Source organism: Aureimonas phyllosphaerae (assembly GCF_900113065.1).
In the GTDB taxonomy this organism is placed as follows: Bacteria; Pseudomonadota; Alphaproteobacteria; order Rhizobiales; family Rhizobiaceae; genus Aureimonas; species Aureimonas phyllosphaerae.
On sequence record NZ_FOOA01000014.1, the window covers coordinates 13,717 to 38,386 of the forward strand.

36 protein-coding genes are annotated in these 24,670 nt (G+C 67.4%); all 36 read right to left on the reverse strand.

Going from position 1 to position 24,670, the window contains the following annotated elements; translation table 11 throughout:
* Positions 1 to 84: 84 nt before the first annotated feature.
* The 36 genes from BM175_RS15635 to BM175_RS15800 all read right to left on the reverse strand — a co-directional run bounded on the left by BM175_RS15635 (position 85) and on the right by BM175_RS15800 (position 24,638).
* On the reverse strand, positions 85 to 444 hold the full coding sequence (locus tag BM175_RS15635; protein WP_090964620.1) for a hypothetical protein: 360 nt from the start codon (positions 442 to 444) through the stop codon (positions 85 to 87).
* Positions 445 to 551: 107 nt separating this feature from the next.
* Complete coding sequence (locus BM175_RS15640; RefSeq protein ID WP_090964622.1) at positions 552 to 1,007, reverse strand: hypothetical protein; 456 nt, start codon at positions 1,005 to 1,007, stop codon at positions 552 to 554.
* A gap of 92 nt (positions 1,008 to 1,099) precedes the next feature.
* The gene (locus BM175_RS15645; RefSeq protein ID WP_090964624.1) at positions 1,100 to 1,336 is read right to left on the reverse strand and encodes a hypothetical protein; all 237 of its coding nucleotides are present in this window, start codon (positions 1,334 to 1,336) and stop codon (positions 1,100 to 1,102) included.
* A gap of 9 nt (positions 1,337 to 1,345) precedes the next feature.
* On the reverse strand, positions 1,346 to 1,741 hold the full coding sequence (locus BM175_RS15650) for a phage tail terminator-like protein (protein WP_090964626.1): 396 nt from the start codon (positions 1,739 to 1,741) through the stop codon (positions 1,346 to 1,348).
* Positions 1,741 to 2,394, reverse strand: coding sequence for a hypothetical protein (locus tag BM175_RS15655; RefSeq protein WP_090964628.1), 654 nt, complete (start codon positions 2,392 to 2,394; stop codon positions 1,741 to 1,743). Before BM175_RS15655 ends, BM175_RS15650 begins: the two co-directional genes overlap by 1 nt.
* Positions 2,394 to 2,735: a hypothetical protein gene (locus BM175_RS15660; RefSeq protein ID WP_090964630.1), complete on the reverse strand. Its 342-nt coding sequence runs from the start codon at positions 2,733 to 2,735 to the stop codon at positions 2,394 to 2,396. The genes BM175_RS15655 and BM175_RS15660 overlap by 1 nt, the downstream gene beginning before the upstream one ends.
* Entirely contained in the window at positions 2,732 to 3,286 is a 555-nt protein-coding gene (locus tag BM175_RS15665; RefSeq protein ID WP_139224662.1) for a hypothetical protein, read from the reverse strand. Before BM175_RS15665 ends, BM175_RS15660 begins: the two co-directional genes overlap by 4 nt.
* A gap of 12 nt (positions 3,287 to 3,298) precedes the next feature.
* Positions 3,299 to 3,817, reverse strand: coding sequence for a hypothetical protein (locus BM175_RS15670; RefSeq protein ID WP_090964633.1), 519 nt, complete (start codon positions 3,815 to 3,817; stop codon positions 3,299 to 3,301).
* 77 nt (positions 3,818 to 3,894) lie between these two features.
* Positions 3,895 to 5,319, reverse strand: a complete 1,425-nt coding sequence (locus tag BM175_RS15675) for a phage major capsid protein (RefSeq protein WP_244546033.1) — start codon at positions 5,317 to 5,319, stop codon at positions 3,895 to 3,897.
* A 13-nt stretch (positions 5,320 to 5,332) separates the two neighbouring features.
* Complete coding sequence (locus BM175_RS15680) at positions 5,333 to 6,040, reverse strand: HK97 family phage prohead protease (RefSeq protein WP_090964635.1); 708 nt, start codon at positions 6,038 to 6,040, stop codon at positions 5,333 to 5,335.
* Positions 6,037 to 7,266, reverse strand: coding sequence for a phage portal protein (locus BM175_RS15685; RefSeq protein ID WP_175526876.1), 1,230 nt, complete (start codon positions 7,264 to 7,266; stop codon positions 6,037 to 6,039). Before BM175_RS15685 ends, BM175_RS15680 begins: the two co-directional genes overlap by 4 nt.
* Positions 7,267 to 7,367: 101 nt before the next feature.
* The gene (locus BM175_RS15690; RefSeq protein ID WP_090964639.1) at positions 7,368 to 9,194 is read right to left on the reverse strand and encodes a terminase large subunit; all 1,827 of its coding nucleotides are present in this window, start codon (positions 9,192 to 9,194) and stop codon (positions 7,368 to 7,370) included.
* Positions 9,166 to 9,597, reverse strand: coding sequence for a P27 family phage terminase small subunit (locus tag BM175_RS15695; protein WP_090964641.1), 432 nt, complete (start codon positions 9,595 to 9,597; stop codon positions 9,166 to 9,168). Before BM175_RS15695 ends, BM175_RS15690 begins: the two co-directional genes overlap by 29 nt.
* A gap of 126 nt (positions 9,598 to 9,723) precedes the next feature.
* Positions 9,724 to 9,981, reverse strand: coding sequence for a hypothetical protein (locus BM175_RS15700; RefSeq protein ID WP_090964815.1), 258 nt, complete (start codon positions 9,979 to 9,981; stop codon positions 9,724 to 9,726).
* The gene (locus BM175_RS15705; protein ID WP_090964643.1) at positions 9,978 to 10,310 is read right to left on the reverse strand and encodes an HNH endonuclease signature motif containing protein; all 333 of its coding nucleotides are present in this window, start codon (positions 10,308 to 10,310) and stop codon (positions 9,978 to 9,980) included. Before BM175_RS15705 ends, BM175_RS15700 begins: the two co-directional genes overlap by 4 nt.
* Positions 10,307 to 10,606 (reverse strand): hypothetical protein, encoded by a 300-nt coding sequence (locus BM175_RS15710; protein ID WP_139224663.1) that lies wholly within the window; start codon positions 10,604 to 10,606, stop codon positions 10,307 to 10,309. Before BM175_RS15710 ends, BM175_RS15705 begins: the two co-directional genes overlap by 4 nt.
* A 530-nt stretch (positions 10,607 to 11,136) precedes the next feature.
* Positions 11,137 to 11,331 carry a hypothetical protein gene (locus BM175_RS15715; RefSeq protein ID WP_090964647.1) on the reverse strand — a complete coding sequence of 65 codons (195 nt, stop codon included), beginning with the start codon at positions 11,329 to 11,331 and terminating at the stop codon, positions 11,137 to 11,139.
* Positions 11,324 to 12,001, reverse strand: coding sequence for a hypothetical protein (locus BM175_RS15720; protein WP_090964649.1), 678 nt, complete (start codon positions 11,999 to 12,001; stop codon positions 11,324 to 11,326). Before BM175_RS15720 ends, BM175_RS15715 begins: the two co-directional genes overlap by 8 nt.
* A gap of 139 nt (positions 12,002 to 12,140) precedes the next feature.
* A complete protein-coding gene (locus BM175_RS15725; RefSeq protein WP_090964651.1) occupies positions 12,141 to 12,677 on the reverse strand; it encodes a hypothetical protein in 537 nt (178 codons plus the stop codon).
* 39 nt (positions 12,678 to 12,716) lie between these two features.
* Positions 12,717 to 13,265, reverse strand: a complete 549-nt coding sequence (locus BM175_RS15730) for a hypothetical protein (protein ID WP_139224664.1) — start codon at positions 13,263 to 13,265, stop codon at positions 12,717 to 12,719.
* Positions 13,266 to 13,398: 133 nt separating this feature from the next.
* Positions 13,399 to 14,394, reverse strand: coding sequence for a helix-turn-helix domain-containing protein (locus BM175_RS15735; RefSeq protein ID WP_090964655.1), 996 nt, complete (start codon positions 14,392 to 14,394; stop codon positions 13,399 to 13,401).
* On the reverse strand, positions 14,391 to 14,672 hold the full coding sequence (locus BM175_RS23100) for a hypothetical protein (protein ID WP_244546034.1): 282 nt from the start codon (positions 14,670 to 14,672) through the stop codon (positions 14,391 to 14,393). The genes BM175_RS15735 and BM175_RS23100 overlap by 4 nt, the downstream gene beginning before the upstream one ends.
* Before the next feature lie 257 nt (positions 14,673 to 14,929).
* Positions 14,930 to 16,150 (reverse strand): phosphoadenosine phosphosulfate reductase domain-containing protein, encoded by a 1,221-nt coding sequence (locus BM175_RS15745; RefSeq protein WP_090964658.1) that lies wholly within the window; start codon positions 16,148 to 16,150, stop codon positions 14,930 to 14,932.
* Complete coding sequence (locus BM175_RS15750) at positions 16,147 to 16,509, reverse strand: hypothetical protein (protein ID WP_090964660.1); 363 nt, start codon at positions 16,507 to 16,509, stop codon at positions 16,147 to 16,149. Before BM175_RS15750 ends, BM175_RS15745 begins: the two co-directional genes overlap by 4 nt.
* Entirely contained in the window at positions 16,506 to 18,458 is a 1,953-nt protein-coding gene (locus BM175_RS15755) for a DNA cytosine methyltransferase (protein ID WP_090964662.1), read from the reverse strand. Before BM175_RS15755 ends, BM175_RS15750 begins: the two co-directional genes overlap by 4 nt.
* Positions 18,455 to 18,856 (reverse strand): hypothetical protein, encoded by a 402-nt coding sequence (locus BM175_RS15760; protein WP_090964664.1) that lies wholly within the window; start codon positions 18,854 to 18,856, stop codon positions 18,455 to 18,457. Before BM175_RS15760 ends, BM175_RS15755 begins: the two co-directional genes overlap by 4 nt.
* Positions 18,853 to 19,014, reverse strand: a complete 162-nt coding sequence (locus BM175_RS22775) for a hypothetical protein (protein WP_175526877.1) — start codon at positions 19,012 to 19,014, stop codon at positions 18,853 to 18,855. Before BM175_RS22775 ends, BM175_RS15760 begins: the two co-directional genes overlap by 4 nt.
* On the reverse strand, positions 19,014 to 21,542 hold the full coding sequence (locus BM175_RS15765) for a DNA methyltransferase (protein WP_090964666.1): 2,529 nt from the start codon (positions 21,540 to 21,542) through the stop codon (positions 19,014 to 19,016). Before BM175_RS15765 ends, BM175_RS22775 begins: the two co-directional genes overlap by 1 nt.
* Entirely contained in the window at positions 21,539 to 21,931 is a 393-nt protein-coding gene (locus BM175_RS15770) for a hypothetical protein (RefSeq protein ID WP_090964668.1), read from the reverse strand. Before BM175_RS15770 ends, BM175_RS15765 begins: the two co-directional genes overlap by 4 nt.
* 9 nt (positions 21,932 to 21,940) lie before the next feature.
* Positions 21,941 to 22,282, reverse strand: a complete 342-nt coding sequence (locus tag BM175_RS15775; protein WP_090964670.1) for a hypothetical protein — start codon at positions 22,280 to 22,282, stop codon at positions 21,941 to 21,943.
* Between the two features lie 13 nt (positions 22,283 to 22,295).
* Positions 22,296 to 22,448, reverse strand: coding sequence for a hypothetical protein (locus BM175_RS22780; protein ID WP_175526878.1), 153 nt, complete (start codon positions 22,446 to 22,448; stop codon positions 22,296 to 22,298).
* Between the two features lie 7 nt (positions 22,449 to 22,455).
* Entirely contained in the window at positions 22,456 to 22,887 is a 432-nt protein-coding gene (locus BM175_RS15780; protein ID WP_090964672.1) for a TerB family tellurite resistance protein, read from the reverse strand.
* Positions 22,888 to 23,048: 161 nt separating this feature from the next.
* Positions 23,049 to 23,264, reverse strand: a complete 216-nt coding sequence (locus tag BM175_RS15785) for a hypothetical protein (protein ID WP_090964674.1) — start codon at positions 23,262 to 23,264, stop codon at positions 23,049 to 23,051.
* Positions 23,261 to 23,740: a hypothetical protein gene (locus BM175_RS15790; RefSeq protein WP_090964676.1), complete on the reverse strand. Its 480-nt coding sequence runs from the start codon at positions 23,738 to 23,740 to the stop codon at positions 23,261 to 23,263. The genes BM175_RS15785 and BM175_RS15790 overlap by 4 nt, the downstream gene beginning before the upstream one ends.
* Positions 23,737 to 24,381 carry a helix-turn-helix transcriptional regulator gene (locus BM175_RS23360; RefSeq protein ID WP_210185801.1) on the reverse strand — a complete coding sequence of 215 codons (645 nt, stop codon included), beginning with the start codon at positions 24,379 to 24,381 and terminating at the stop codon, positions 23,737 to 23,739. The genes BM175_RS15790 and BM175_RS23360 overlap by 4 nt, the downstream gene beginning before the upstream one ends.
* Positions 24,378 to 24,638, reverse strand: coding sequence for a transcriptional regulator (locus BM175_RS15800; RefSeq protein WP_342029279.1), 261 nt, complete (start codon positions 24,636 to 24,638; stop codon positions 24,378 to 24,380). The genes BM175_RS23360 and BM175_RS15800 overlap by 4 nt, the downstream gene beginning before the upstream one ends.
* Positions 24,639 to 24,670: the final 32 nt, after the last annotated feature.

The window sequence follows — 24,670 nt, forward strand, 5'->3', positions numbered from 1 at the left end:
AATCCACGATGGCGTCGTCGGACCAGCCGGGCAGCGCGAAGATCGCCGCCCGGTAGGTCGATTCCAGCGCCTCTTCAGGCGTGATTAGCCGTTTCCCTCGGCGCCCTCTTCGGCCTTCTCGGCTTCCTCGCCTTCGAGGTCCGGATCGCGGCCGCCGTTGGCGAGGCGGGTCACGTAGCTCATGACGTCGCCCATCAGATGGCGCGTGCCGGCCAGCCAGACTACCTCGTCGAGGTCCTTGCTGGAAATATCGCGGAGCGGCACGCCCTGACGCACCACGAACTGTATGGCGGCGAGATCGGAGCCGGCGACGGCCGCAAGAGCGTTGGCGAAACCGCCGAAGCGGTTGGAAACGGCTGTCGCTGCCTTCAGCGAAGCCTTGAGCTCGTATTCTTCATCGCCGAGCGTGATGGCGACACCGGCGGAGAGGGTCTGCTTGGACATCGGAGGATCCTGTCGGGTTCATTGATGGTGCCGGGGATCGGGGGTGGACGGACGGCGCCCCGACAACGCCGCCCGCCCGTCTCTCGCGAGAGAGTTCAGGAGGTCGATCAGACGACCTCGATCGGGGCCTCGTTCGGCTGCAGGGTGAAGGTCACCGTCTGCGTGTCGTTCGGACCGCCGCGGCCACGCGGCTTGCCCATCACGAGGGCCGAGATGTACGTGACCGAGAAGGTGCCGTCGGCGTTCGGCTCCTCGATCTTGAAATTGAAGGACGCGAGGCTGTCGGCGGCCGCCTGGCAGGCGATCTGGCCGACGTCGGTCGCACGGCGCGAGCAGACGATGTCCATCGCCTGGGCGCTGGCCGTACCCTTGGCGAAGCGCGCACGGGCGTCCTCGACCTCTTCGACGGTGATCGACTGGTAGGTGTCGCCGGTGCCCGGCACCGAGCGCACGCCTCCGATCTTCTTGTAGGTGTCCGCCGCGAGCGCCGTCTGCGTGTAGTCGGCCGTCGGGCCGCCGATCGAGATGCGCGTGCGCGCGACCGGCAAGGGGTTGTTCGCCATGACCTTGTTCCTTCTGACGATGGCAAAGAAAAAGCCGCCTCAGAGGGCGGCCATGGGTCTCGCGGGATGCGAGATGCGGGAGCGGCGAGCCGCTATTCGGCGGGCTTCTCGGCGCCGGCCGTGACCGGCGATTTCTCACGCGCGGCCTTCGCCGCCTGGCGCTCATTGCCGCCCAGTTCGATCAGCCGGGCGGTCACCTTTGCCTCGACGTGAGGATTGTCGCGGTCGACGTCGACGTTGGCGTGTTCGCCTGGCTGGATCTCGTGGACCTCGCCGGCCTTGTCCGTCAGACGCTGGACGATGTGCGAGATGTTGGCGACCTGGACCATGATGGTCTCCTATCCGATGATGATGGTCTGGTAGGGAACGGTTATCTCGAGGCGGAAGTAGCCGGCCGCGTCGTTCCGGTCGTCGCTGGCGGGCGACTGCGGCGCGTAGCATTGCACGCCGCCGAAGGCCGTCCCGCGGAACAGCGTCGCTAGATCCGCGAGCCAAGCGCGGGCGTCTTCGGTGCTGCGGCCGGCCTTGACGTGCAGCCGCAGGCGGAAGCCGCCCTCTTCCAAGAACTCGTCATCGCTCTGCCACTGCGAGCGCGACCACGGGAAATCGAGAAGGAGCCACGGACCGCCGTCTTCCGGCGTGCTGGCGGAAGCGTTCTCGGTCACGATCGGGCAGTGGTCGAAGCCGCCTCGCAGACGAGCCGTGACAGCAGTAACGACGTCGGGGTGCGCCATCAGTAGGGCCAGACGATGATGGCCGGATGGGAATACCCCGTCACGGCGTCGTAGTTGTTCAGGGTGTAGAGGATCTTTGCGACCTCGCCGAAGCGGGTCTGTGCCACGGCGGCGACGGCGGCATAGACGCCATCCGGTGCTTGGTAGGACTGGCCGACGTCGGTCTTCTTGTGCTTCCGGAACTTGCGCCGATCACCGAAGAACGCCCGCTCCGCGATCGTGCGTTCGCGCGGTTCGATTTTGCGGGCGTAAGGCTGCGTGTTGCGAAACACGTATCGCTCGCCGTCCGGCATCGGACCGATCGCGTCCCAGGCGACGCCGTCGATCTCCAAGACGTGGCTGCGCTGATACTTCCCGGTGAGCCGCGGGCTTTCCAGAACGAGCTGCTCACCGATCCATTCCAGAGCGCCGCGCACCGGGTCGAAGTTCGCGACGATCACGCCGTCCGGCCGGACGCTTGTCAGGGGCGCGCCCTCGCGCCCATCGACATAGACGCGCGGCATCGGGTCGGCGCCGGTCAGCGCGCGGTTCGACTGGCGGATGTCGGCAATCCCTTCCTCGGCCACCTGGGCGAGGCGCGCCGAGCGCGCGGCCGGCGACTTCAGGTCGCTTGTGAAGACCGCGACCTGCCGATTGAACGCCGCGAGCTTCATCAGCTTCCCACCGCCACGCCGTCGTAGGCCAGCAGGACGGCGCCGTCGCGATGCGTCTGATCATCGGGCCGAGCTATGAACGTCAGCCGAAGGTTGTCCATCAGCACATCGTCGCTCTGTCGCAACGGCCGGAACGTCTCCGGCACGTCCGCGGCGAGGATCAGAACTTTGCGCTCGGCGGAAGTGTTGCCGGCCGAGACCTCGATCGGATCGGTGCTCCCACCCTGAACGCGGGCTCGCACATTCGGAACCCGCACGGGTGCGCCATCCACGTAGCGTTCGAGCGTGACGCGCCGGCCGGCGACATCGAACAGGGCGGCATATTCGGCCGCGACGCTCACGCGTAGACCCTTAGCGGCTGAAGGAGGTTCTCGACTGCTTGCGTGCGAACTCGAGCGACGACCTCGGGGCTGTTGAACTGGCGGGAAAAGGCGCCGTCGACGGTGAAGGCGCGGAGGCCGCCGTTGGCCTCGGTCGTGGAAGCGAGACCCATGGCCATCAGGATGACCGCAGCCTTCGCGCTGGCGGGTGGCTCTTCGTAGCCCGCGCGGTACCGGATCCTAACGTCGCCCATGCGACCGCGCACATCTGGGAGATCGACGAGTTCGGTCAGGTCCGCGACGGGAAGCGTCTGCTCGACACCGGCCGGATTGATGAAGTGCACCGAAAGCACCTCGATGAGCGGCGGGTACGGGAGCACGACCGGCCACGGCCAGTCGCAGCCAGACCATTCGAGCGTCTGCACGCCCAAGCACCGCCCGAGCCAGCCTGGTGGGCCGTCGATATGCGCTTGTGCGGCCGCGATCATCAACGTCATCAGCGGGTCGTTCGCAGCGTGAGCGCCCGGCATGTCAGCCGGCGTCGCGATGAGCGCCGGCTCGTCGATGACCACGACAGTCATGGCTTACTTCGCCTTGTCGGACGGCTTCGGGGCCGCCTTATTCGGCGGCTCGGAACCGTTCTTGTGGTCCGGGATCTGACTGGCCTTTTCGGCAGCCTCGCTCACGCGGCGCTCATGAGCAGCGATCGCCTCATCGGCCGCCGCCTTGGCGGATGTGACGCGGGCCTCGTGCTCGAGGATGGCGTCGTCGGCAGCCGCGCCGGCGGACGTGACGCGGGTCCCGTGTTCGGAGATAGCCCTGTCGGCAGCCTCGCCAGCTGCGAACGCGCGCGCTTCGTGCTCGGCGACAGCCCTGTCTGCAGCCTCATTCGCCGCGGAGACGCGCTGGTTAGCAGCGGAGATCGCCGCCTCGACGTCGGAGTGCTCGTCACGCGAAAAACCGCCGACGGCTTCCACCAGACCGTTTGCCTTCAAGTCGGCGTAGCGCTGCCGCGTCACCTCGAAGGGCTCGCTGAGTTCGTCCTTCAGCGCATCGCCGTTGTCGAACGGGCGAAGAGCCTTCACGGTCACCTTGTCGGTCATCTGTTCGTCTCCTGTGGGAAGGTGGGCCGCCATGAGGCGGCCCGTGTCGTCTCTGGCGCCCGTTCGCGCGTCGCCGATCAGGGGGTCGGAGTGACTAGGCCCTGGACGAACGCCTCGGGACGATAGACGGCGAAGGCGAGCCGCTCCTCGGCACGGATCGTCATCATGTTCCGCTCGAAGTCGTCGGCATTCTCGGTGGAGAGCAGGACCTCGATCTCGAGACGATCGAAGATCTGCGCCGCCATGTTGAAGGCACCGGTCAGGAACCGGTTCTGCGGCATTGCCTGGGTGGCGACCACCGGCAGGTTCCACAGACGCGGCTGCGTGCCGTCCTGCGGGTTCCCGATGATGTAGTTGCCGCCGGCATCCTTCGTGAGCTCGATGCTTGCCCAGTCGATCGCGTTCAGGACGAACGCCGACGCCGGGTACTCGGCGATGATCACCTGCAGGATCGCGATGCGCAGACGATCGATGGCGGTCATCGAAGCGACGGCCGCCATGCCGGAGGGCACCGCGAAGGGCGTTGCCTGGGGGATCAGGCCGAGAATGTTCTGCCCGGTCCCGTCACCGCTCAGAAGCTGCGCTTCCTCCTTGAACTGCAGGCCGTAGGTCGCACGGCCGTCGATGTAGGTGCGCAGCGCCGGCGCGTCGTCCATGATCTGGCGCGACGCCTTGAAGATGTGCGCGAGCGTGCGAACGTTCGCGGTCTTCAGGTCGAACGTCAGGTCCGACTTGGGCTTCGTGGCACCTTCGGCCACCATGGCCGCGTTGTTCACAAAGCCCGTTTCCTGCGGATACTCGATCGACGCGGCGGAGGTTTCGCCCGGCATGACGAGGTCGCGGATCGTCATGGCGCGCTGAGGCGGGGCGATGATCGTCGCCTGGCGATCGCCCGGCACCAGCGAATTGCCGGGGCTGCGGCCGGTGCCGACGGTGCCGTTGCCGCTGGTGATGTCCTTCCGGCTCATCTGGACGCGGAGCGACTTGCGGGACGAGCTGGTCATGCCGCCGGTCTTGAACGCCTCGTCATCGATGACGAGCTGTCCGAGCGACTTGCGCTCGACGTCGCCATCACCGGGCTCGCGGGCGCCCTTCTGCTCGAGCTCGGCGACGCGGCTCTTCATCTCGTTCATGCCCGAGAGAGCCTCGTCGATCTGCTCCTTCATACTGGTCGAGAGCTGCTCGCCCTTCTCCAGCTTGCCCTTCACGTCCTCGGCGAACTCGCGGACCTTGTCGGTGACGAGGCCGAGCTTCTGGCTGATGGAAGCAAGATCGCCCTCGCCGCCCGTGCCGCCAGCGGCGTTCTTGCGGCCACGCTCGAACGCGAGCGGATCGGAAACGGCGCCGAGCGCGAAGACGCTGGCCATGAGGACGTCCGAGACGCCAGCGGGATGGGTCAGCGCCGGCAGGAAGGACGCGGCAGCGGCAGGGTCGACGTTCGTAAGGCCGAGCGCGACCAGCGCGATCGCCATCATGGCGAGCGCGGGGAAAAGGTTTCGCATGGAAATGCTCCGGTTAAAGACTGGGGAGGGAGAAGCCGTCGAGCATGGTGTTCAAGCGCTCGATCTCGGCCTTCTGTTCGCCGGCGCCCTCGGACTCGCTCCGGAGCAGGTGTGGCAGTCCACGGTTGGCGACCACCGCGGCCTGCGTCTTCGAAAAGCCTGCCTCGCGCAGGAGCCGCTCGAATTCTGAAATGGAAGGAAGCTGGCCGTGAGCGAGCTTCATCTTGATGGCGTCGACACGCGCCTCGTCGTTCGCGGGGAACGTGACGAGCGAGATCTCGACGAGGTCGAGCTTCGTCAGCGTGCGGATGCGCGTCACCTCATCGTAGGTCGAACCGCGCACCCAGTAGCCGATCGACAAGCCGGTGACGGCGCCGGCGCTGAGGAGCGCATGGGCTTCGGAGGCCAGCGCGATCTTTTCCACCAGGAGCCGGCCCTCACCGCGCAGCCCACGTTCGTCCTCGACGAGTTCATCCCAGACGCCGATCGGCTGGCCGGAGCGGTGCTGCCAAAGGACGGGCACCGGCCGGCCCTTTGCCTTGATCTCAGCCAGGCTCTCAGCGAAGGCGCCGGGGGCGACGATCTCACCGTAGCTGTCCTCGACGCCGAAGACCGAACCGTAGCCCGAGAACTTTCCGTCTTCGCCGACAGCCTTCACCGACAGGTCGAAGTCGCGGACCTTCATCGCGCCCTGCTTCGTAGCGCCCTGCTTCGTCTTCATGGATCGTTCTCCGGGGGCTGGTCGCCCTTGTGTCCGGCGAGTGCGCCTTTGACCGCTTCCGCGAGGACGTCACCGATGCCGAGCCAGTTGAGGAAGGCCGAGCGCGCCTGCTGGTCGCCGCCGGCCATATTCGCCCCCAGCTGATCCAGCGGGACGAGGTTGGATTGCACCGTGAGGACGTCGCCTCCCGGCAGCGGCGGAAGGTTTTCCTTCTGCCGGATCTCGTTGCGCGTCCGGATGCCGTTCTGCGCCATGACATTCCAGATCGCGGCGCGGCCCGCGCTGTCGGCGCGCATCAGACCGTCCAGGATGAACTCGGCATAGAGATCGGCGCGGTCGACCGGTCCCAACAGCTGCTTCTTGACCGCCTGCTCGATGCGCGAGAGGTACGGACGCAGCGAGAAGGTCAGGAACCCGATCATCTGCTGTTCAATGCCAGTGCCCCAGCTCGACGTCTTCTCGGTGTGCCCGATCATGAAGGGCGGTATGCGGAACCACCTGCAAAGCTCCTCGACCGCGAATGAGCGGCACTGGAGGAGCTGAAGATCCTCGGGCGGCATGCCCTTGGTCTCCTTCCAGTCCATCCCCTGCTCGAGGATGCCCGCCTTCGCAGTCGCGTTCGGCCCAGTGATGGGGTCGATGAACGTCTCGCGGAGGTCCTTCTTCTGCTCCTTCGTGGGCTTGCCCGGCACGACGAGGAAGCCGCCCGGTCGCGCGCCGTTGCGCATCGCCGCCGAGGCGGCGTCGTCTGTATCGATCGCCAACGCCAGCGTGCGCCGGGCGTATCCGATCGGCGACAGACCGACGTCTCCTCCAATGCCGAAGCCCCGCACGTGGAACATGCGGGCTTCGGGCACCGTCCGGCGCTTCGTCTTGTCGACGACGGTGTAGACACGCTCGCCGGCTTCGTTTCGCTCGACCTTCACCTTGTCCGGGACGAGGAAGTTGAGGGCGACGATCTGGCCCACACCGTTTCGCTTGATCTCGGCGTAGGCATTGCCCCAGAGGCAGAGCGAGGCGACGATGGATTCCCAGAACTCCGCCGCTGTCATGTCGGCGTTCGGACTGTCGTGCAGAATCGCATAGAGCGGGTGCGTCGCATCGACGTCCCGCCCGCCCTTCTTGTCCTTCCGATAGAGCAGCAGCGGCAGCGTGCCGATCGTCTCGGACAGCAGTCGAGCGCAAGCCCAGACCGTGCCGAGCTGGAGCGCCGAATCGATGGTCACCGGGCGCTGACCCTCGCGCGGGCCATCCAACGGCGCACCTTCGCTGCGGCGGACCGGGCGCCAGAAGCTCCCGAACCACTCGCTCAGCCGAAATGTCGCCATCAAGCCACCACCGCGTTCCTGATCAGATCGTCGAAGTCGATCGACCCTCCACCCATTTCGTTCAGAGCCGCTCCGACCCCCATGGCGACAGTCACCATGCCGTCGATGCGGCCCCGTGAGCGCTTCTTGTCGAAGGCCCGGTTCTTCATGCCGTCCGAGATGACGTGCGCGTTGGCGGCGCACGAGTAGGTCACCGGCGAGCGATCGATCACGATCGACTTCTTCAGGATGCGGTCCTCGAGCCGCTCGATCGAGCGCGGCATCGACAACGCCTTGTCCTCGAAAATGACGCGCGTCCCCTGCCCATGTGCGACCAGCTTCAGACCGGCGCCCTGAGGCTCATCCGGTCCTTTGAAGCGCCAGGTCTCGAAGCCGATGTGCTCACAGGCGGCCTCGAAATCCGCCATCCCGGCAGAATCGAAGGCCATGAACTCGACGTCATGTTCGGCGCAGATGCGCGCGACCTCGGCGGCGACGAACGTCTTGTCGATCACCGCACCGTCGACGGCCGTCAGGTACTTCTGCTCGACCCACAGATCGTAGGGCGCCTGATCCTTCCGCACCCGGTCAGCCAAGCCGTCCTTCGTCGTCCAGTACCAGGTCTTCACGTAGAGCCGGCCGTCCGGTCCCAGCCAGACGGCCGTGAGCGCGGTCAGGTCATTCTTCTGCGACAGGTCGAGCGAGAGCCAGCACTTGCAGCCCTTCAACGTCTCCGGGTCGACCTCGCCCTGGACCGCGTTCCACGCCTCCTCGGCGATCCAAAACTCGGACGCACCGATCGGGATGCCGAAATAGAGGCGCTTCACGAAGAGCGCCGTCGAGAGCATCTGCCGGGCCGTGTTGACCTGACCGCGGATATTCTCGATCGGGAACGTGATGCCCAGCGCTGGCAGCGCCTTCTGCCAGCACGCTTCGTTGTCGAAGACCGTCTCGCGGTCGGCCTTGTCGACGCGGGCGATGAAGGAGAACGCCTCGTCGTCGCGGATCTCGCCGCGGGCCACTTTCTGGTAGAGCTCGCTGTAGTCGGTGCCGACGAACTGGGTGGACGCCGGCGTGTTCGTGCCGAGCATCATCAGCGCGTCGCCCGGCATCTTCGCGATGGCCGCGCGCCAGATCTCCAGGCTCGTGTTCGACTTGAACTCATGGATTTCGTCGGCGCAGACCAGCGTCGGCTTCGGGCCCGACGGCGCGTCGCCGTTCGCCAGTGCCTGGAACAGCGAGCCCGTCTCCGGGTGCTCAATCTTCCAGGCGTTATCGCCCTCGCCGCGGATGATGACGTCGCCGTTGGCTTCCAGCGTGTCGCCGTCGTCGACTTCCTCGCCCTCCTCAACCGGGATCGGAGCGCGGCACATGGCAGCCGCATCCTTGAAGAGGACGTTGGCCGTGTTCCGGTCCTGCCCGATGGCGAAGATCTTCGCCCGCGGCACGCCGTACCAGCCCATCATGTAGAGGCCGACGCCTGCCATCAGCGGCGACTTCGCCTGCCCCTTGCCGGTCTCCATCCAGGCTGAGCGCCAACGCATGCGGTCCGACGCGGTGCGCCAGCCGAAGAGCGAGCCTATCGCGAAGGTGTGCCAAGGCAGCGGGTGAAAGGGCTTGCCGGCCTTCGCGCCCTCGGTGATGGAGAGCACAGCCGGAAAGAACGCCAGCGCTCGCGCCGCTTTCTCCGGTCGCCAGTGCAGGCCGCGCGCGGCGCCGTCGCGGATGTCTCGGAGGTGTCGCTCGGCTGCTAGTCGGACGAGTTCGCCGGCGACGATCTCTCCATCGACGACATCCTGCGCCCAAGCCGACGTCGGGTCATTGGGCCACCGGCTTGAGGAAGGCATCGCGCGCCCGTTCGACCTTCTTGTGCTTCACGACCTTCGTCGTCTTGCCGCGGCGCGTCGGCGGAATGCCAAGCTCGACCTCGAGGATGCGGATCTCTTCGCCGGCCTGCCGCATCACCGTCCAGCACGGATGGATCTGGGGAACGCCAGTGCGCTTCGCCTTCACGATCGGGCCGTCCTCGGCGACCTGGCGCGACGCGCGCTCGAACTGGACGCGGTAGAGGACGAGGCGCTCGATCATGTGACCGTTCGCCATCGAGAGCGTGCCCATGTCCTGCAACTCTCGCAGCACCTTGCCCCACTGCTCGCTTGCCAGGGCGATATCGAGGACGTCGACGTAGAGTTGCTGCCAGTCCGGCTCGGGCGGCACGCCCTCACCGCCGGCGATCGGCGTGAAGTTCATGGGTCATCCCCTACGGGGATGGCGAAACCCCCCTTCCAAAAATCTTGCTCAGTGCGAAGGAAGCTGCCCCACGGGTCTAGCCCCCCAAGGCCCCAGAGATCCGACCCACCCCTCCCCCTGCGGGGGTCAGGCGGCCTCGTCGGGCGTCGGCCCGACCTCGAGCATTACGGGCGGATGGCCCGTGCCCAGGATCCTCAGGTGGACCGAGGCTCCCGCGTTAAGGCGCGCCAGCTCGGCCGGCGTCGGCTCCCAAGCGGTGATCATCGCGGGCGTCTCGGGCCCGTTGACGGCACAGTCGATCGTCACGTCACGGATCGACAGGCCGAGGTAGCCTTGGCTCCGCCCGATGCAGCGCGTCTCGCCTTCGATGCGCTTCGAGATCATGTCGGGGCTCCGCGGCGCCATGGATGGTTCGGATCGAGCGGGCGTCCGTCCACGTCGCTGCCGGCGCGATAGCCTCGACGCTCCTCCGCCTGCTTGTCCTGGTCGTGGTGCGGCTTGCACAGCGGCTGCCAATTCCCGCGATCCCAGAACAGCTTCTGATCGCCCTTGTGGGGCTCGATGTGATCGACCACTGTCGCAGGCTCGACGACACCACGTTCGTGGCATCGGCAGCAAAGTGGGTGCTCGACCAGGAAGAGTGCTCGTGCCTTCTGCCAGCGCGAGCCATAGCCACGCTCGGCGGACGAGCCGCGGCGGTCCCGTACCGTCATTCCGCGCTCGGCCTCAACCCGATCCGCTCGACGCGCAGAACCATGTCCGCGTCGAGCAGCACGACCGACGCGCGGTAGAAGCCGCGGTCGTCGAGACGCTTGCGCAGCGCGAGCTGCATACGGATCTCGTCCACTCGCCTCAGGCTACTACCCATCGTCAGGGTCAGGATGTCGCCGTCAGCGACCTCGATGCGCGCTAAGAGGGCCGCAGCTGCGAGTGAGGCAGCGCGTTCGGAGATGATGCGACGCACACGCGCCAAGGGCGTCTCGATGCGTCGACGCCACGAGGGTCTCATGCTGCGCTCCATCAATGCCGGCTGTCCCTCCGCCCGCGTGTCCCCGTGCCTCCTTGGACCGCGAGGGCAAGGACTGACCGCTCTCCCGAGCTTCCGGCGCGTCCCCTGCCACCACGCCGGCGTTGCAGGGCCGATTGTCGCGCTTCTACCCGCCTGTAGGCGCGGCGTGCGCGCCGGCTCCTCGCGTTCGCCACCCAGGAGGAACCGGAAAGTGCCTGGGGAACTAGCCCGGCGGAACCGGGCGGGGGAAACTGAAATGCGCGTCGCGCGTTGACGCCTCATATCCGGTCGCATGTTGGGAGAGGCAGAACCGTGCCGGGTTCGCCTCTCCCGCTGCAACATGCACCGGCCGGGCGTCTCGCCGCGGGACCATCCCTGCGGCAAGCTCGAAGGCGACGCGTCGGCGCGCCGCAAACCATCAAACGGATACGAAAAAGGCCGAAGGCGCGTTCTCGACGCAGCTTCCGACCGTGGACAATCTATGCCCTTAGCGACCCCCGATGTCAACTCGGCATCTGCGCGAGGCGATTCTAGCCAGTTCGCGCTTCTTTTCGATCGCTCGTCCGCAGTTTCCCCGCCTCTTTCCGGAGGGCCGCAACGATCTCGGACCGCTCTTCGAAGAACGCCTCAGGATCATGTCGCGAGACGCTCAGGCGATCGACCCGGCGCGCCAGGTCGTCGAGGGTGTCGGCTTGACGGCGAAAGGGAGCGGTCGGTTCAGCCATCGCGCTGCTTCGGCTTTCCGAGGCCGAGGACATCGGCCAGCCTATCGAGCGCCGCGAGCAGTCGGCCCTTGGACGTCCCCTTCCGAACTTCGAGCACGCGATCGAGCTCACGCAGTGAGCGTCCTTCTCCACACACGAAGCGCACGACGTTATAGTCCGCTTCCGTCATGGCCTCTGAAATAATGCGCAGCTGCCGCGAGGCACGGGCCCGACCTTCGGTGAAGGCATCTGGCGCCGATCCTCCATCGACGCGCTCCTGAATGAACGATGGGGAAGCCTGACCAGCCATCATCCGCTCATAGACCTGCCGGAACAGATGCCCGGCTCGCGCTTGTCGCGGGTCCAGAGAACCGATCATCTCGAGGCGGACAAGCGGGCTCTCGTTCGAGTTCCGGGCTGCCGCGATCTTCCGTGGGTTGGTCGGATCTTCCGCCTCATCCTTGTGCGCGCGGGAGTAGTAGGGATTGTCGACCTCCGCCATGCGGACGTCGACACCAAGGTTGGTGAACTGGACGGGCTGCGCCAAGCGCGGCCTGTAGTGGGTGATGGGTGACTTGGCAAAGCTGCCCGTGGCGATGCGAACGCCAGCGCCGGTCAAGCGCGAGATCGCCGTCTCCTGCTCAGGAGCGGCGGTCTGATCCCCGGTCGAAGGGTGGGAAAAGTCGGGCATGCTGGCCTTGCTCCTCGGCACTGGAGCCGGCCGTTGTATGTTGCGCGTCAGATATGCCCGACCGAACGCTTTTGCGCAAATCCGTTCACGGTTCGATCTCGTCCGAAGCCACTCCCGAGAGGGCCGAGCAGAGTTTCGCTCAGCAGAACTTTGCGCGCCAATCCGCACCGTAGGTTTCAGCCATCAAGCTGGGTGAGAGCGATCCAGTCCGTCCGCGCCGGCGCTCTTCCGCGCCCCAAATGGTCAACGCGGCCTTCAGCGGCTTCACCGGCAGCGGGTTCTCGCCGAGGATATGCTGGCGGCGCATCCAGTCGGTCGCGACGGGAATGGGGACGCCGAGCCACTCGGCATAGGCGATCGCGTCCTCTAGGCGGCCTTCAAAGCTGTGCGCTTCGGGCAGCAGACGGAAGAACGTCTCCTCGAGATTCTCGGCGGCCTCGCGGCTCGTCCATTCCCGCCCTTGGATGCTGCCGCGGAACTGGTGCGACGACAGCATCTGGATCTGCCACGTGAAGGTTCGGGTGCCAGCTGGAAACGTGCCCGACAGGTCCGCGACATAGCCGATAGCCCAAGGCCCATCGAAGGCGCGCCAGATCGTCTGGCCGCGCTCTTCCTGTCGCTTCACCCAGCGCAGGCGAAGGGGATAGGCTGGCTTATGGGTCTGGCGGGTCTGCATGGCACGACAGAGCACACGCCGAGCGAGTCAGGCAACGGGTCAGGCGCTACGTTTCAGGGGCTGGAAGGTAGCCGCCAACGGACGCATAGAACCATCTCGAGCCGGAGCGTCCGGCACGCCGGCCGCATCGAGCGCTTCGGGAGTGATGGGCGTCGTGTCGACGTAGACCTTCTCTTGAGCCGCACGCGATCCCTGTCCTAGAAGCCTGCGCTTGGCTTCAGCGCTCGCCCGCAGCTCTTCCACCCGGCGCCGGCCGCGCTCGCGCGCCTCCTCACTGAGCGGACCGGGTTCGTCGCTGCGAAACGATCGACGCTCGTCGAGCTGCCGCTGGGCTCGCCCGAGCCGCGCGCGATCGGCATCGACCCGGCGCGCGCACTCTCGGCCGAAGACGGCGCTGTTGGGCGAAAAAGGTCCGCTGTGCTCGGCCACCCGGCCGCCGATGAAGGCATCTCGCGTTTCGAGCACTGCCCACTTGGGGAAGCCCCGCAGCGCAAGGCGGTAGCTCTCGATGAAGACGTCCTCGGCCTCTCGCAGTTGATCGTCCGTCATGCCGTCTGCGCTCATGCCCATCGGCAGGATGCGGAACATGTAGGCCACCGCTGCGACGGCGTCGTCCTCGGTTGCGGGCGCCAAGATCAGGGCGAGGCGTGAAACCTCAGCGGCCGGATCGGACTGCGCACCCATGCTTCGAGCTCGGGCGATATCGGCGGCGTTGGGCGATCTAGCGACGACAGAACGCGACATCGATGACGTCTCCTGTGGTTTGGGGGTCTGGATCAGCTTCCGCCTGCGGCTCGTCGCCGTGCCCGAAGCGCTCCTGGATGCGGTCGAAGACGCGGTCGCCCATGCTGCGGCGCTTGGGTCGAGGAACCGCAACGGCGGGCACGGGCCGGCCGGCCGATGCGTCGAGCGGTGCCGGGAGCGCCGCGGCAAGGCGTCGGTCCCTCGCCTGCCGAACGGCTTCCGCGAAATACCGCCACGACTTGATCCCGGTGACGCCGGGCCGAGCGCACATGCCGGCGATGGTCGGCAAGACGTCGAAGTGCAGGTCGCACCCGGCGTCCAGCCAGCCGAGCGGTTCGGTCAGGATCCTCAGTCCAAGGCGCGCTGCCATGGGGTCGAGCGCAGCGCCGGCCGCCTGGATGAGACGATCCTCTAGCGCGTCGACGTCGATCTGCGAGGTCGGGACGGCACCCGGCGCCTTCGCAACCGGAACGGCATCCGGCTGGGGATCGATCTTCGGCTGGTCGTTCGCCGGCGCGGCGCGCGAGGCAGCATAGCTTCTGTTATCGGGGGTCTGTTTATTAGATGTGCCGCTAGTCGGCACAACAGATGTGCCCTCTGACAGCACAACAGATGTGCTCTTTTCGGCACGTTTCGCGACGCGCGGCTTGGCCTGCCTTGGTGCTTCACGCGCGTCGAACAGGCTCATCTGACCAGCCGACGCTTCGCGCACGAGGACGCGGTACTGAAGGCTCCGTTTCATACCGGCGCGCTGATGTGTGTCGACATAGCCCAGCTGCACGAGCTTGGCGATCGAGCGGTTCACGCCACTCCGATCCGAGCCAATTTCCTCGGCGATGGCCTCCTGCTTCCGGGTGCAAATGCCCGTCCGGCCGTCTGCATGCGTGCACAGGATACCCAGGACACGCAGGTCGCGGCGTGTCAGGCGATCGTCGAGGAAGACCTCGCGAGGAACCTTGCCCCACTCGCTCATGCTCCCTCCAGCCAGGAGAGCGTCTTGTCGACCCACGCAAGGAGTTCGATCTTGGCGTGTCCGACGACGCCCGGCCGCCTGATGCCGCAGAACTCCATGGTGGCATCGCCGGTCAGTTGCGCGAACTGAAGGCGCGTGCGAGCTACGCGACGGATTTCGATCTTGCCGTCCGCGATGTCTCGCTTCAGCGAAGGGCAATGACGAACGGACAGCGCTGCGCACTCCCGGTGCATCAGCGGCTCGACCTGCAGGATAGCTGGCCCTTCGGCCGCGTTCATGCGCAGGCTGGCATGGGATAGAGAGACCCGCGTCCGCCCGCGAAGGAGCCGGCCGCACGTATCGCATAGACCTTGCTCCATCGCCTGCCGCTGGCGGACCATGTGCGGCTTGCCGAACAGCGGCTTTCCCTCGCCGGCCGACGATGGTTGGCACACCGCCTCATGGCCGCGGGCAAAGCGGCAAGGCGCGATGAACATCGCGGCCTCGCTCGTCCACGATGCGGTGAAGGGAACGGGGACCGAACCGAAATGCAGCATCACAGCATCAGCGGCTGCACCGAGCCGTCCCTGAAAACGCTATCGAGCGGGGTGTCGGCTGTCGGCTCGTCGCCGTCCCAGCCGTTCGGCCAAGTGCCGGCGGAGATCAGTTCGCGGATGCGCGTGGCCTCCTCGATGCTGAGGATGTCCACGCCCGGCCGGCCGCGCCGATCCGCTGCGTCGTTGCACATCGCCTGGATCGTCTCGATGCGCGCCAGCGCCATGCGGCGAGCCTCGAAGGTGAGTGGCCCCATGCGCTGCTTGTTCTTGCCCGTCGCCAGTTCACCGGCTCCGCCGAACCCGGTCTTCTTCAGCCGGTGGCGCGGCTCGCGCAGCTCGCGGTAGAGCGGCTTGAGCCCGCGCAGCGGCGCGAGGTGCTCCCAGCCCGGCGAGCGCAGGATCGTTTCCAGCGCCAGCTCCTGGCTGGCCAGCGGGCAGCCGATGCAGCCTGTGCGCGCGGCAATCTCGGCTGCCTCGTCGCCCCCATATGCGTCAGCGATCGCGGCCGTCGCCCAGCCGCCATAGGCCGGCATGGGCGCGTAGATGCGGAGCCAGTCCCAGACGTTGCAGACGCGCCAGTGCAGAAGGGGGGCGAGGGTCGCGATCCGGCCGCGCACGCCCTTCGCGTTCGGCAGGACCTCCTTAAACCAGCCCTGCCCGCACTCGGCGCCGTCCTTGCCGCAGGACATGACGATGCGCTGGTCGCGCACCGCGCTCTCGCCCTGGCGCACGCCGGTGAGCATCAGGATCTTGCCGTCGAGCTCGTTGAGGCGCGCTTCGACGGCCGCCGCCATTGGGTCGACCTTGATCTGCCGGGTGCACCAACGGAACGTGTTGTTGTTTGGCGGCGGCACGCCGCGCCCGAGCATGTAGACGAGGAAGCGTTTGTCCAACGGCGCCATCACCACCTCGCAGCGGATGCCGCGGGCGGCGAGCTGCGCCATGATCGCCTTGGCCGACGCCTGGAGCGGCGGCAGCTCCTGCCGGGTGTCGGCGTAGAAGACAGTGAGCGAGCGCGGGGCGGCGATCCTGCCCGCGTCGATCAGGTGGACAACGAGCGTCAGGAGAGCGGAGCTGTCCTTCCCGCCCGACCACGCGATGCACCAGTGATCGTGTGCTTGTCCGTAGGCCTGCAGCGAGGCGATCGTCAGCTCGACCGCTTCGTCGTAGACGAGCCGCTTTGAGCCGTCGAAGAGGGAGGGCTGGGTGCGGGCGCTCATTCGTCTGCCTCGCTGCCCAGCTTCTGGCCCACAATACCGAGCACGCGGATACCCCCCCGCCAGCCGCCGAGCGGGCTGGCGACGATCGCATCGCCGTCGGGCTCGTAGTTTTCCAAGGCGTAGGCGGCGGCGATCAAGCGGTCTGCCGGAACGGCGATGACCCCGTAGCTACCGCCGTGCTCGCGCGCGTGTTCCCGCCGCCGTTCGGTCTCCTGCTGGCAGCAAGCCACCGCCTCGAGCATCTCGGCGAGCGAGACGCCGGCCAGCGAGCCGACATCCTTCGGCTCTATGAGACCCATCGGCAGGAAGGAACGCTGGTTGATCGCTTTGACGATTTCGAGAGCACGATCGAGGGTCATTCCGCGGCCTCAAGCACTTGATTGGCGAGGTGCCCGCAGTTCGCCGCCACCAGCGCCGCAGCGAGCGGCGGGCAGACGGAGTTTCCGCAACACGAGCCCTGTACGGTCGCGGTGATGGGCGAGCCGTCCGGTCGGCGATCGATGATGTAGCTGTCGGGGAAGCCCTGCGCGCGGAAGCGTTCGCGGGGCGTCAGCATGCGCATGCCGATGTCGGCGATTGCGTGAGGCTCGCCGTCGATGTCTACGGTGACGAGGCCGAAGCGATCCTTCGTCGTGTCGGTGTGAAGCGGGACGTCCACGGCCGCGCCGTCGCCGGTACCGTAGTACTTCGTCAGAAAGCCCGAGATCAGGGCGGATTTGTTGACCGTCGCGGTGTCTGTGTGCGTCGGCTCGTCCAATTCGTGGCCGATGCTCGTCCCGAACTGGCGCATCATGTGTGCGGCAATCACCGTCTGCTGCGCGCCCGTCGCGGTGACGGTCGCCAGCGGCTCGCTAGCCTCGCGTCCGGGGTTCACCCCGCCGATCCGGCGGCTGTCGTTGTTGTGCTGGGCGAGGAATGCCGAGACGACGCCGAACTTCGGCGCGCCGGCCATGACCGTGTCGACAGGCTCGTCCATCGCCGAGCCAACGCCGTTCTGAGTGAAGCGCGACAGGCTGGCGGCGACGACCGCATGCTTTGCCGCACCGCCGACCTGCGTCCCGATCGGGGCCTCGAGGTCGAGGCAGCGCGCCGCCTGCCCATCGCGCTCACCGTACCCGGTCTGCACCATGGTCGCAGCGATGACGGCGTTCTGATCCTTCGGGCTGGCGGTGATGGTGTGGATCGGAGCGTCGGCCGAGCGGACGGACCCGCCCTGCTGCGCGGCGGTGATGACCGGGGCGAGCAGGGCCAAATTGCCGCCGCCGGCATGAATCGTCCGCGTTGGCTCGTCGACCGGATACTCGCGTCGGACGCCCCCAGCGCCATCGCCATGCGCCAGCCCGACGATAGACGGCACGACGACGCCCAGCGGCGCAGCGCCGCCGGGGCGCTTCACGTAGCTGTTGGCCGTCACCGTCGCGAGCGGCTCGTCGATCGCATGACCGGTCGATCCGGTCTGATACTTCACGACGAATGGCTTCGGCGCCTCGAGCACGTAGCGCACGACGCCGCGGGCGATCCGGCGCATGGTGGCGTCTGCAAGCGGTCGCACCGCGCGCACGCCGTAGCGCGCCATGATCTCGGCCGAGGTGTCGAAGATCGACGGGCACGGCAGCGACCAGTCAATGATCTCGGCGGCCGTGCGCCACGGCTTCAGCTTGCCCTTGGCGATCAGCTTCGCGTCCTCGGCCTTCTTCGGATCGCCGTGCGTGCGCTTCGGCCAGACGATCGGCATGCCGTCGCGGCGGGCGATCATGAAGAAGCGCCTGCGGATCGTCGGCGCGCCGTAGTCGCAGGCGCGCAGCTCGCGCCACTGCACCTTATAGCCCGCGCGCTTCAGCCGGCCCGTCCACTCCTCGAAGGTGTGTCCGCGCAGCTCGACGATCGGCTTGCCGTCCTCGTAGAGCGGGCCCCAGGTGCGGAACTCCTCGACGTTCTCGAGGATGATGACGTCGGGCTTCGCTTCCTCGGCCCACCGGACCACGACCCAGGCGAGGTCGCGGATGTTTCGGTCCATGGGCTTGCCGCCCTTGGCCTTCGAGAAGTGCTTGCAGTCGGGCGACGCCCAGAACAGGCCGAGCGGGCGACCCTTCGTCACCTCGACGGGCGAGACGTCCCAGATGTTCGAATCGAGGTGGACCGTGTCGGGATGGTTGACCGCGTGCATGGCGAGCGCGTCGGCCGAATGGTTGATGGCGACGTCGGGCGAGCGGCCGAGCGCCATCTCGATGCCGGTCGAAGCACCGCCTCCGCCAGCGAAGCTGTCGACGATCATCGGGCGCGTGAGGTCGAAAGGATGCGCGTTCATGGGGTTTCGCCCTCGGCCATGTGTTCTGAAAGGAGGAAGCGGGGACGTCGCTCGCGGCGGCGCTGGGCGCGCGGGTGCCAGCCCTGCGCGGTGTGGTGGCCCGGCCGGCAAAGGTTGGCCCCGTCGACAACCGTCGTGACGAAGCCCTCTCGGCAGGCGAGCGCGAAGCCGGCGCGCTGGATGCGGCTTGCACCGAGGATGACGGCCGCCTCGAGGTGCCGCGGCAGGATCTCGGCAGCGACCTCGGCGAGCGTCTGGTTGAGCATCGCGCAGCCGGCCTTCGCCAAGCCATGATCCGAAGCACCCTCGCCGGCCGCCTGACGGATCTCGCTCTCGTCGAGAAGCCGGACCCGCGTCAGGTAGCGGATGATCGCGTGGGAGGTGACGCGGACACTCATTGCACGGCCAGCCAGAAGGCCTGCGCGAACGCGAGCGCGCCGGCCAGCATCATCGCGACGCCGGCGCCGCGCTCGCTGAGACGCTCGCCGTCGTAGGCAAGGCTCGATCCGCCGCCGAAGAGGATCGCCGCCGCCGCGAGGGTCAGGAGCGCGGCCATCACTCCGCGGCCTCGGCCGGCATGGCCGCGTCCAGCAGCTGGAACAGGGTCGGCACCGCAAGCCGCCGCTCCTGGTCGCGCAGGAGACGCAGGCCGTCGCGGTAGTAGCCGTCGTTCAGTTCCACCGCGACGCCGCGCCGGCCGAGCTGGATGGCGCGGTTCGGCACCGTGAACAGGCCGCCGAAGGGATCGAAGACCGTCTCGCCCTTCATCGAGTACCGCTCGATCAGGCGATCGACGATATCGAACTGCAGCGGGCAGATGTGCTTCTCGCGCCCCTTGGCCGCCTGCTCGCCGTTGAGCGTGCGCATGCGGGTGACGTCGTGCCAAATGTCCGGATCGGTCGAGCCCGGCGCCACCGCCATGAAGGTTGTCGGCAGTGCGTCGCGATCCTGGAGCGCTTGCGCGACCTGGACGTGCTCGCGGTAGTCGTAGACCCGCTTCTGCGTCTCCTTCGGGAAGACACGCGCCAGGACGTCGGTTCGCAGGCGCGACAGGTCCTCGACGGTCAGGAAGCGGTCGCCGCTGGAGCGCCAATGCGCGTGCGCGTCGATCTGCCAGCGGGCGAGCGGATAGTCCTCACGGTCCTTGGCGATCCGCACGTCGGCGTAGCCCTTCGAGCGGTCCGTCTGCGGCTTGAAGAACAGGAGGACGTATTCGGGCGAGCCGACGCCCATCTTCGAGCCGTCCTTCAGCATCTCGGAGTAGGACAGCCGGTAGGTGCCGTTGTTCTCGAACACGACGTCGGTGTCGACGGTGATCATCCCGCAGAAGACGAAACCGTGCCGGATGAAGTGGAAGAGAGCTTCCGCGTGGAAGGGCGAGACCGACGGCCGGCCGTAGCCGGTCACGTTGCCGAACAGGATCCGGTCCTTCACGTGGATGGCCGCGATGCGGCCCGGTTCGAGGACGCGGAAGAGCTCCGGCGTCAGGAAGTCCATCTGCGCCCAGAAGTGCGCGTTGTCGTCGGTGTGGCCGAAGTCGTTGTAGCTCGGCGTGTATTCGTAGTGGTTGGCAAAGGGGATCGACGTCACGATCAGGTCGACCGAGGCGTCTGGCATCGCCCGCGTCTCCTCGACGCAGTCGTTGTTGGCGACACGCCAGCCGTCGCCGGCCGCCTCCTGCCGCTCGATGCCGATGGCCCGCTGCATCTCGCTGGCCATGTTCAGCTGCTCCAGGCCGAACTCGCGGATGATCGCGCTCATTGTCTCCATCATCTCCTCGTGCTGGGTCCACTTCTCCATGAGGATGCGCATCGTCCCGCGCTCCTGATCTGTGTGGACGATGTCGATGCGGACGGCGTACGTCTGGCCGAAGCGCAGGATCCGGTGGACCGCCTGGAACCAGTCGTTGAACTTCGGGCTGATGCCGGTGAACACGGCGCGGTGGCAGTGGTGCTGCAAGTTGGCGCCCGAGCCGAGCATCACCGGCTTGGCGGCGATGTGCTGCAGCCGGCCTTCCGCGAAATCCGAGACGATGCCTTCGCGCTCGTCGAGGTCCTGCGAGCCGAACACGGACCGGACGCCCGGTACCGCCTTCTCGATCGCGCGGCGTTCATCCTCGAGATCGTGCCAGAGGATGAAGTGGTCGGCCGGGGCGGCGGCGACGATCGCGGCCGCGGTCGCAATGCGCTCCGCGAGGCTCGACCGCTTCTCGCGCGCGGCCGCTTGCAGGTCGTTGCCCTCCTCGCGCAGCAGGCGCCCCTGCCCGTCCCGTTCGAAGCTGCCGTCGAAGATCTCGGTCGCGATCTCGTGGAAGCGCACGTCGAGCGGCGGAAGGTCATAGCCCTCATCCGAGAAGCCGAGGTCGGACGGCTTCTGCAGGAACACCGCCCAGGTGTTCACCCACAGCCAGAACTCCCGCTCCTTGTGCGGGTAGAGCGTCAGGTTGTTGGCCCGCTCGCTGTCGCGCTGGAAGAAGCGCGTGAGCGCCTGACCGGTGTCCATCACCCCGAGGAACCCGGCGTAGTGGATCAGCTCCTTCAGCCGGTTCGGCGAGGGCGTCGCGGTCGCGACGAAGCGCAGCGGCACGGCATCGAACAGCTGCAGGAACGTCTGATAGGTCTTCGAGCCGTAGGAGCGCAGGACGCTCGCCTCGTCGAGGCTGACGACCTGGAACAGCGCGGGGTCGAGCCGGCCGTCGCGCACGGTCTCGTAGTTCGTCAGATAGATCCGGCAGGCGGCCGGATCGATCTCTGCGGCCGAGCGGATGAACCGGACCTCGATGCCGAGCAGCGCCGCTTCCTTCACGAACTCCAGCCGGACGCCGTAGGGCAGCACGATCAGGCCGACGGCCGTCTCGTCGAGATGCTCCAGCGTCTCGCGCAGGGTCTCGAGCTGCATGCCCGTCTTGCCGAGACCGAATCGGGAGAAGATCGCGCGCCGGCCGCCGCGGACCGCCCACTGGCAGATGGCGCGCTGATGGTCCTTCAGCCGGGGATGGAAGGCGCGGTGCGAGACGTCGAAGCCGAGCCGAGGCGCGATCTTCGTCTTCGAGCGGAGGAAGTCGGCATAGCTGGGCGCAGTCATGCGGCCCTCCCGCGGTCGTTGGCGGCGAAGGGCACGCTGAGTGCGCCGGCCGCGTAGGCGCGCACCGTCGCCGCGATCAGGGCGTTCGCTGGCCAGCGGGCGCTGGAAACGATGGGTGAAGCCGCGCCTACCGGGATGAGGACTGCGTGCGCTTCGGCCGCATCGCTGCGATCCTTCGCCTTGCCGACCGCCCAATACGCGCCGGGAAAGAGGTCATCGACGAGACGCTCGGCGCCGCTCAGATCGCCGACCATGCCGCGCGCATGGCGCAGCCAAATGTCGCTGCGGCCCATGCCGACGTGATCCGCCAGCCAGTCGAGCATGTCCCCGTCGAGCGCGAGATCGACCCGCTCGGCGAGCTCGAGGCGATGGACGAGAATCATCGTCATGCGCCGCTCTCAGGCCGGTGCGCCAGCGAGGATGGTGAGGCGCGGGAGGGTGACGCCCGGATGCTCCGGGTGCCGCCAGTGCCGCGCCTTCCAGGCGGCGGTGCGCGCCGAGTGCTCGGCGGCGTCCGCGGCCTCGCGAACCGCCTGCGCTTCGGCGAGCCGACGCCGGCCCTCCTGAAAAGGCGATGAGAACTGCACCGTCGCCGGCCGGCGCTTGATCCCGTGATCGCGCAGGAGCGCGGCGGCCACCGCCTCCGGTGTCTCGCCAGTCGCGCTCATCGTCTCGATCTGGTCGAGGATGACCGTCGGCAGCTTATGCAGCGGCGTGCGGGCGTGATTGTTCAGCGTCACGAGGCCTGTCCTTTCAGGTCAGCCGCGTCGCGACCCAGACCAGGCCGAGCAGGATCAGGCCGAGCAGGAGGTCGAGCGTCGTGGGGAGGATGATCTGGAGGGCGAGAAGGACGCCGGCGGCGGTGAGAACCACCGCCCGCGCCTTGGCTTTCAGAAAGCCGATCATCGGCGGCTCAGAGCCCGACCGACGCGAGGCTGAGGCCGAGCCGCTTGGCCACCTCTTCGAGCACCTTGCGCTCCGCATCCTGAATCGAGCCGTCCGCTTCAGAGACGTCGACAGCGGCGAGAAGAACGAGCTCGGCGATCTCGGCATCGGCCGCGACCTGCTCGATTTCCTTGTAGAGACCCATGCGCCCAACCCGGCCGCCCTCGGCGCGATCCAGCATGCGCTGCGCGACCGTCTCGATCGTGCGAGCGTCGAAGGCGGCGGCGAGGCTCGCGTTCGCCTTGATCGCCTTCAGCGTCGCCGCGATCTCCTTCTCCGCGATGTCGCCATCGGCAGCGGCCACCAGCGCGGCAGCGGCGCAGACGGCTTCGAGGGCATCGGTACGCCCGGACAAGCGCGAGGCGCCGCCGAGGAGCTTCTGTTTCAAACTGGCCAGCATGGCAGTCTCCGTTTTCGGGTAAGGGGCTGCCGTTCACGCGCCGGGGTGCGGAGCGAGGTGGGCGAGCCGAAAGGCCCGGTTTCATCCGGGATGGGGTGCCGGGCCGCCTGGGAGGAGGATGGCGGCCCGGCGGTCACGCGGCGGGAGGGCGCCGCGCGCAGCTACCGAGGCGACGCGCGGGCGCGCGGTCGGGTGGCGTGCTCGACGTGCTGCTGTGCCGCACGATCGAGATGGTCAGTGAAGATGATGCCCGGCTGGTCGTTCGGCAGCGCCGGCCGCGGGTTCGTATGCTCGACGACGAGGTCGGCGGGCTGCACGCGCCGCAGGGCCGATTCCATCGAGCGGCGCCGGCCGAAGGGCGGGGTCGCGGCGCTCATGACAGGTCGATCTTCCGCACGAGCCGCGTGAACAGCGCGATGACGTCGACGAACTCCTTGCGCAGCTCGGCGCGGTCGGCCGCGTCGATCTTCCCGTCCGCCTTGGCGCGGATTAGGGCGCCGGCGGCCTGAGAGTGCTCAAGCGCCATTTCAGCGACGTGCTCGTAGGAGAGAGGATCGAGCGCCGTGGTCGGATCGGTCTCGGCCGTCTCGGTCATCCAGCGCGTCAGGACAGCCGCACCGCAGAGCCGCTCGAGCTTGAGGACCGCCGCCATCGGAATGAAGGCTGGCGACTTCTCACCGTCCGGAATGCGCGGGTGGCACCATTTCGAGACGAGGGCTTTCGAGACGCCGAGCGCCGCCGCGGCGGCACCGTTGCCGCCGCACTGATCGACGAGCGCAGCCGTCATCAGCTTCATCGCGCGCTCGTCAGCCGTCAGCTCGCGCGGCTCTTCGGTCGGGCGGACGGCGCTCATCGGGCACCCCGTGAACGACTGGCCGGCGATTTCACGTGAACGCCGCGACGTCCCGCCGCAATCTCGCCAACAACAGGCAGGTCAGGCGAACCATGAAACGCATCGCGAAAATGCAGGGACCGTTCGGCGCGAAAGAGCGCGCGTACGTCCTCTTCGGTGACGCGGGCCGCACCATGCGGGCGATCGGCGGTCAGCGCAGCGGCGACGGCGGCATGGGAGCGACCTTCCACTACCAGCATGCGGTAGGCACGGGCCTGCTCGGTCGTGGACAAGGTAGTGCTCCCGCGAAGGAGGGCGGTGCGAGCGGATGGAAGCTGGCGGCGAGCTGCCGCCTGCGCGGTCGGCTCAGGCTTGGCCACCGCTTCGATCTCGGCGGATGCCTCTCGATCGAAAGCGGCAGATGTGCCGCATTCCGAGAGAGGAGCGGCGAACAGGGCGAACCCAAGCGCGTCGGCCCAGCGGATAAGATCCTGGCTCGACGGATCGCAGCTGCCGTCCTCCCAGCGCTGAACGGTGCGGCGATCGACGCCGAGGCGGTCCGCGAGCTGCTGCTGGGTCAGCTTCGCGGCACGCCGACCGCGCAGGAGCGAGACATGCATGGTGATGAGGCGCGAGCGCCAAGAGTGATCAGCGCCGATCATGCCGCAGCCCCGTTCGGAGCCTGCATCTCGTGACCCGCAGCGCCGGGCGCGCCTTCCAGCGGGTAGAGATCAGGCCGAAGTTCGTAGCGACTGACGCCGCTGCAACGCTCGACGATCAGGACCCGCAGCGGCGGGCAGATTTCCCATTGGCCGACGGCCTGCTGGGAAATGCCAGCGGCCAGACCAATAACGCTCGGGCCACCGGCCTTGCGAATTGCGCGTCGAAGCGCGTCTCTCATGTCGTCGAGTTCGCTCATGAACCTGATAAAAGCACAGCTTTCATTGCAGA

What these genes read in the sequence shown, in the direction of transcription:
- BM175_RS15635 (WP_090964620.1), bottom strand. Translation starts at nt 444, where the DNA reads ATGTCCAAGCAGACCCTCTCCGCCGGTGTCGCCATCACGCTCGGCGAT.
- BM175_RS15640 (WP_090964622.1), bottom strand. Translation starts at nt 1,007, where the DNA reads ATGGCGAACAACCCCTTGCCGGTCGCGCGCACGCGCATCTCGATCGGC.
- BM175_RS15645 (WP_090964624.1), bottom strand. Translation starts at nt 1,336, where the DNA reads ATGGTCCAGGTCGCCAACATCTCGCACATCGTCCAGCGTCTGACGGAC.
- BM175_RS15650 (WP_090964626.1), bottom strand. Translation starts at nt 1,741, where the DNA reads ATGGCGCACCCCGACGTCGTTACTGCTGTCACGGCTCGTCTGCGAGGC.
- BM175_RS15655 (WP_090964628.1), bottom strand. Translation starts at nt 2,394, where the DNA reads ATGAAGCTCGCGGCGTTCAATCGGCAGGTCGCGGTCTTCACAAGCGAC.
- BM175_RS15670 (WP_090964633.1), bottom strand. Translation starts at nt 3,817, where the DNA reads ATGACCGACAAGGTGACCGTGAAGGCTCTTCGCCCGTTCGACAACGGC.
- BM175_RS15675 (WP_244546033.1), bottom strand. Translation starts at nt 5,319, where the DNA reads ATGCGAAACCTTTTCCCCGCGCTCGCCATGATGGCGATCGCGCTGGTC.
- BM175_RS15680 (WP_090964635.1), bottom strand. Translation starts at nt 6,040, where the DNA reads ATGAAGACGAAGCAGGGCGCTACGAAGCAGGGCGCGATGAAGGTCCGC.
- BM175_RS15690 (WP_090964639.1), bottom strand. Translation starts at nt 9,194, where the DNA reads ATGCCTTCCTCAAGCCGGTGGCCCAATGACCCGACGTCGGCTTGGGCG.
- BM175_RS15695 (WP_090964641.1), bottom strand. Translation starts at nt 9,597, where the DNA reads ATGAACTTCACGCCGATCGCCGGCGGTGAGGGCGTGCCGCCCGAGCCG.
- BM175_RS15700 (WP_090964815.1), bottom strand. Translation starts at nt 9,981, where the DNA reads ATGATCTCGAAGCGCATCGAAGGCGAGACGCGCTGCATCGGGCGGAGC.
- BM175_RS15705 (WP_090964643.1), bottom strand. Translation starts at nt 10,310, where the DNA reads ATGACGGTACGGGACCGCCGCGGCTCGTCCGCCGAGCGTGGCTATGGC.
- BM175_RS15710 (WP_139224663.1), bottom strand. Translation starts at nt 10,606, where the DNA reads ATGAGACCCTCGTGGCGTCGACGCATCGAGACGCCCTTGGCGCGTGTG.
- BM175_RS15715 (WP_090964647.1), bottom strand. Translation starts at nt 11,331, where the DNA reads ATGGCTGAACCGACCGCTCCCTTTCGCCGTCAAGCCGACACCCTCGAC.
- BM175_RS15720 (WP_090964649.1), bottom strand. Translation starts at nt 12,001, where the DNA reads ATGCCCGACTTTTCCCACCCTTCGACCGGGGATCAGACCGCCGCTCCT.
- BM175_RS15725 (WP_090964651.1), bottom strand. Translation starts at nt 12,677, where the DNA reads ATGCAGACCCGCCAGACCCATAAGCCAGCCTATCCCCTTCGCCTGCGC.
- BM175_RS15730 (WP_139224664.1), bottom strand. Translation starts at nt 13,265, where the DNA reads ATGTTCCGCATCCTGCCGATGGGCATGAGCGCAGACGGCATGACGGAC.
- BM175_RS15735 (WP_090964655.1), bottom strand. Translation starts at nt 14,394, where the DNA reads ATGAGCGAGTGGGGCAAGGTTCCTCGCGAGGTCTTCCTCGACGATCGC.
- BM175_RS23100 (WP_244546034.1), bottom strand. Translation starts at nt 14,672, where the DNA reads ATGAACGCGGCCGAAGGGCCAGCTATCCTGCAGGTCGAGCCGCTGATG.
- BM175_RS15745 (WP_090964658.1), bottom strand. Translation starts at nt 16,150, where the DNA reads ATGAGCGCCCGCACCCAGCCCTCCCTCTTCGACGGCTCAAAGCGGCTC.
- BM175_RS15750 (WP_090964660.1), bottom strand. Translation starts at nt 16,509, where the DNA reads ATGACCCTCGATCGTGCTCTCGAAATCGTCAAAGCGATCAACCAGCGT.
- BM175_RS15755 (WP_090964662.1), bottom strand. Translation starts at nt 18,458, where the DNA reads ATGAACGCGCATCCTTTCGACCTCACGCGCCCGATGATCGTCGACAGC.
- BM175_RS15760 (WP_090964664.1), bottom strand. Translation starts at nt 18,856, where the DNA reads ATGAGTGTCCGCGTCACCTCCCACGCGATCATCCGCTACCTGACGCGG.
- BM175_RS22775 (WP_175526877.1), bottom strand. Translation starts at nt 19,014, where the DNA reads ATGGCCGCGCTCCTGACCCTCGCGGCGGCGGCGATCCTCTTCGGCGGC.
- BM175_RS15765 (WP_090964666.1), bottom strand. Translation starts at nt 21,542, where the DNA reads ATGACTGCGCCCAGCTATGCCGACTTCCTCCGCTCGAAGACGAAGATC.
- BM175_RS15770 (WP_090964668.1), bottom strand. Translation starts at nt 21,931, where the DNA reads ATGACGATGATTCTCGTCCATCGCCTCGAGCTCGCCGAGCGGGTCGAT.
- BM175_RS22780 (WP_175526878.1), bottom strand. Translation starts at nt 22,448, where the DNA reads ATGATCGGCTTTCTGAAAGCCAAGGCGCGGGCGGTGGTTCTCACCGCC.
- BM175_RS15780 (WP_090964672.1), bottom strand. Translation starts at nt 22,887, where the DNA reads ATGCTGGCCAGTTTGAAACAGAAGCTCCTCGGCGGCGCCTCGCGCTTG.
- BM175_RS15785 (WP_090964674.1), bottom strand. Translation starts at nt 23,264, where the DNA reads ATGAGCGCCGCGACCCCGCCCTTCGGCCGGCGCCGCTCGATGGAATCG.
- BM175_RS15790 (WP_090964676.1), bottom strand. Translation starts at nt 23,740, where the DNA reads ATGAGCGCCGTCCGCCCGACCGAAGAGCCGCGCGAGCTGACGGCTGAC.
- BM175_RS23360 (WP_210185801.1), bottom strand. Translation starts at nt 24,381, where the DNA reads ATGATCGGCGCTGATCACTCTTGGCGCTCGCGCCTCATCACCATGCAT.
- BM175_RS15800 (WP_342029279.1), bottom strand. Translation starts at nt 24,638, where the DNA reads ATGAGCGAACTCGACGACATGAGAGACGCGCTTCGACGCGCAATTCGC.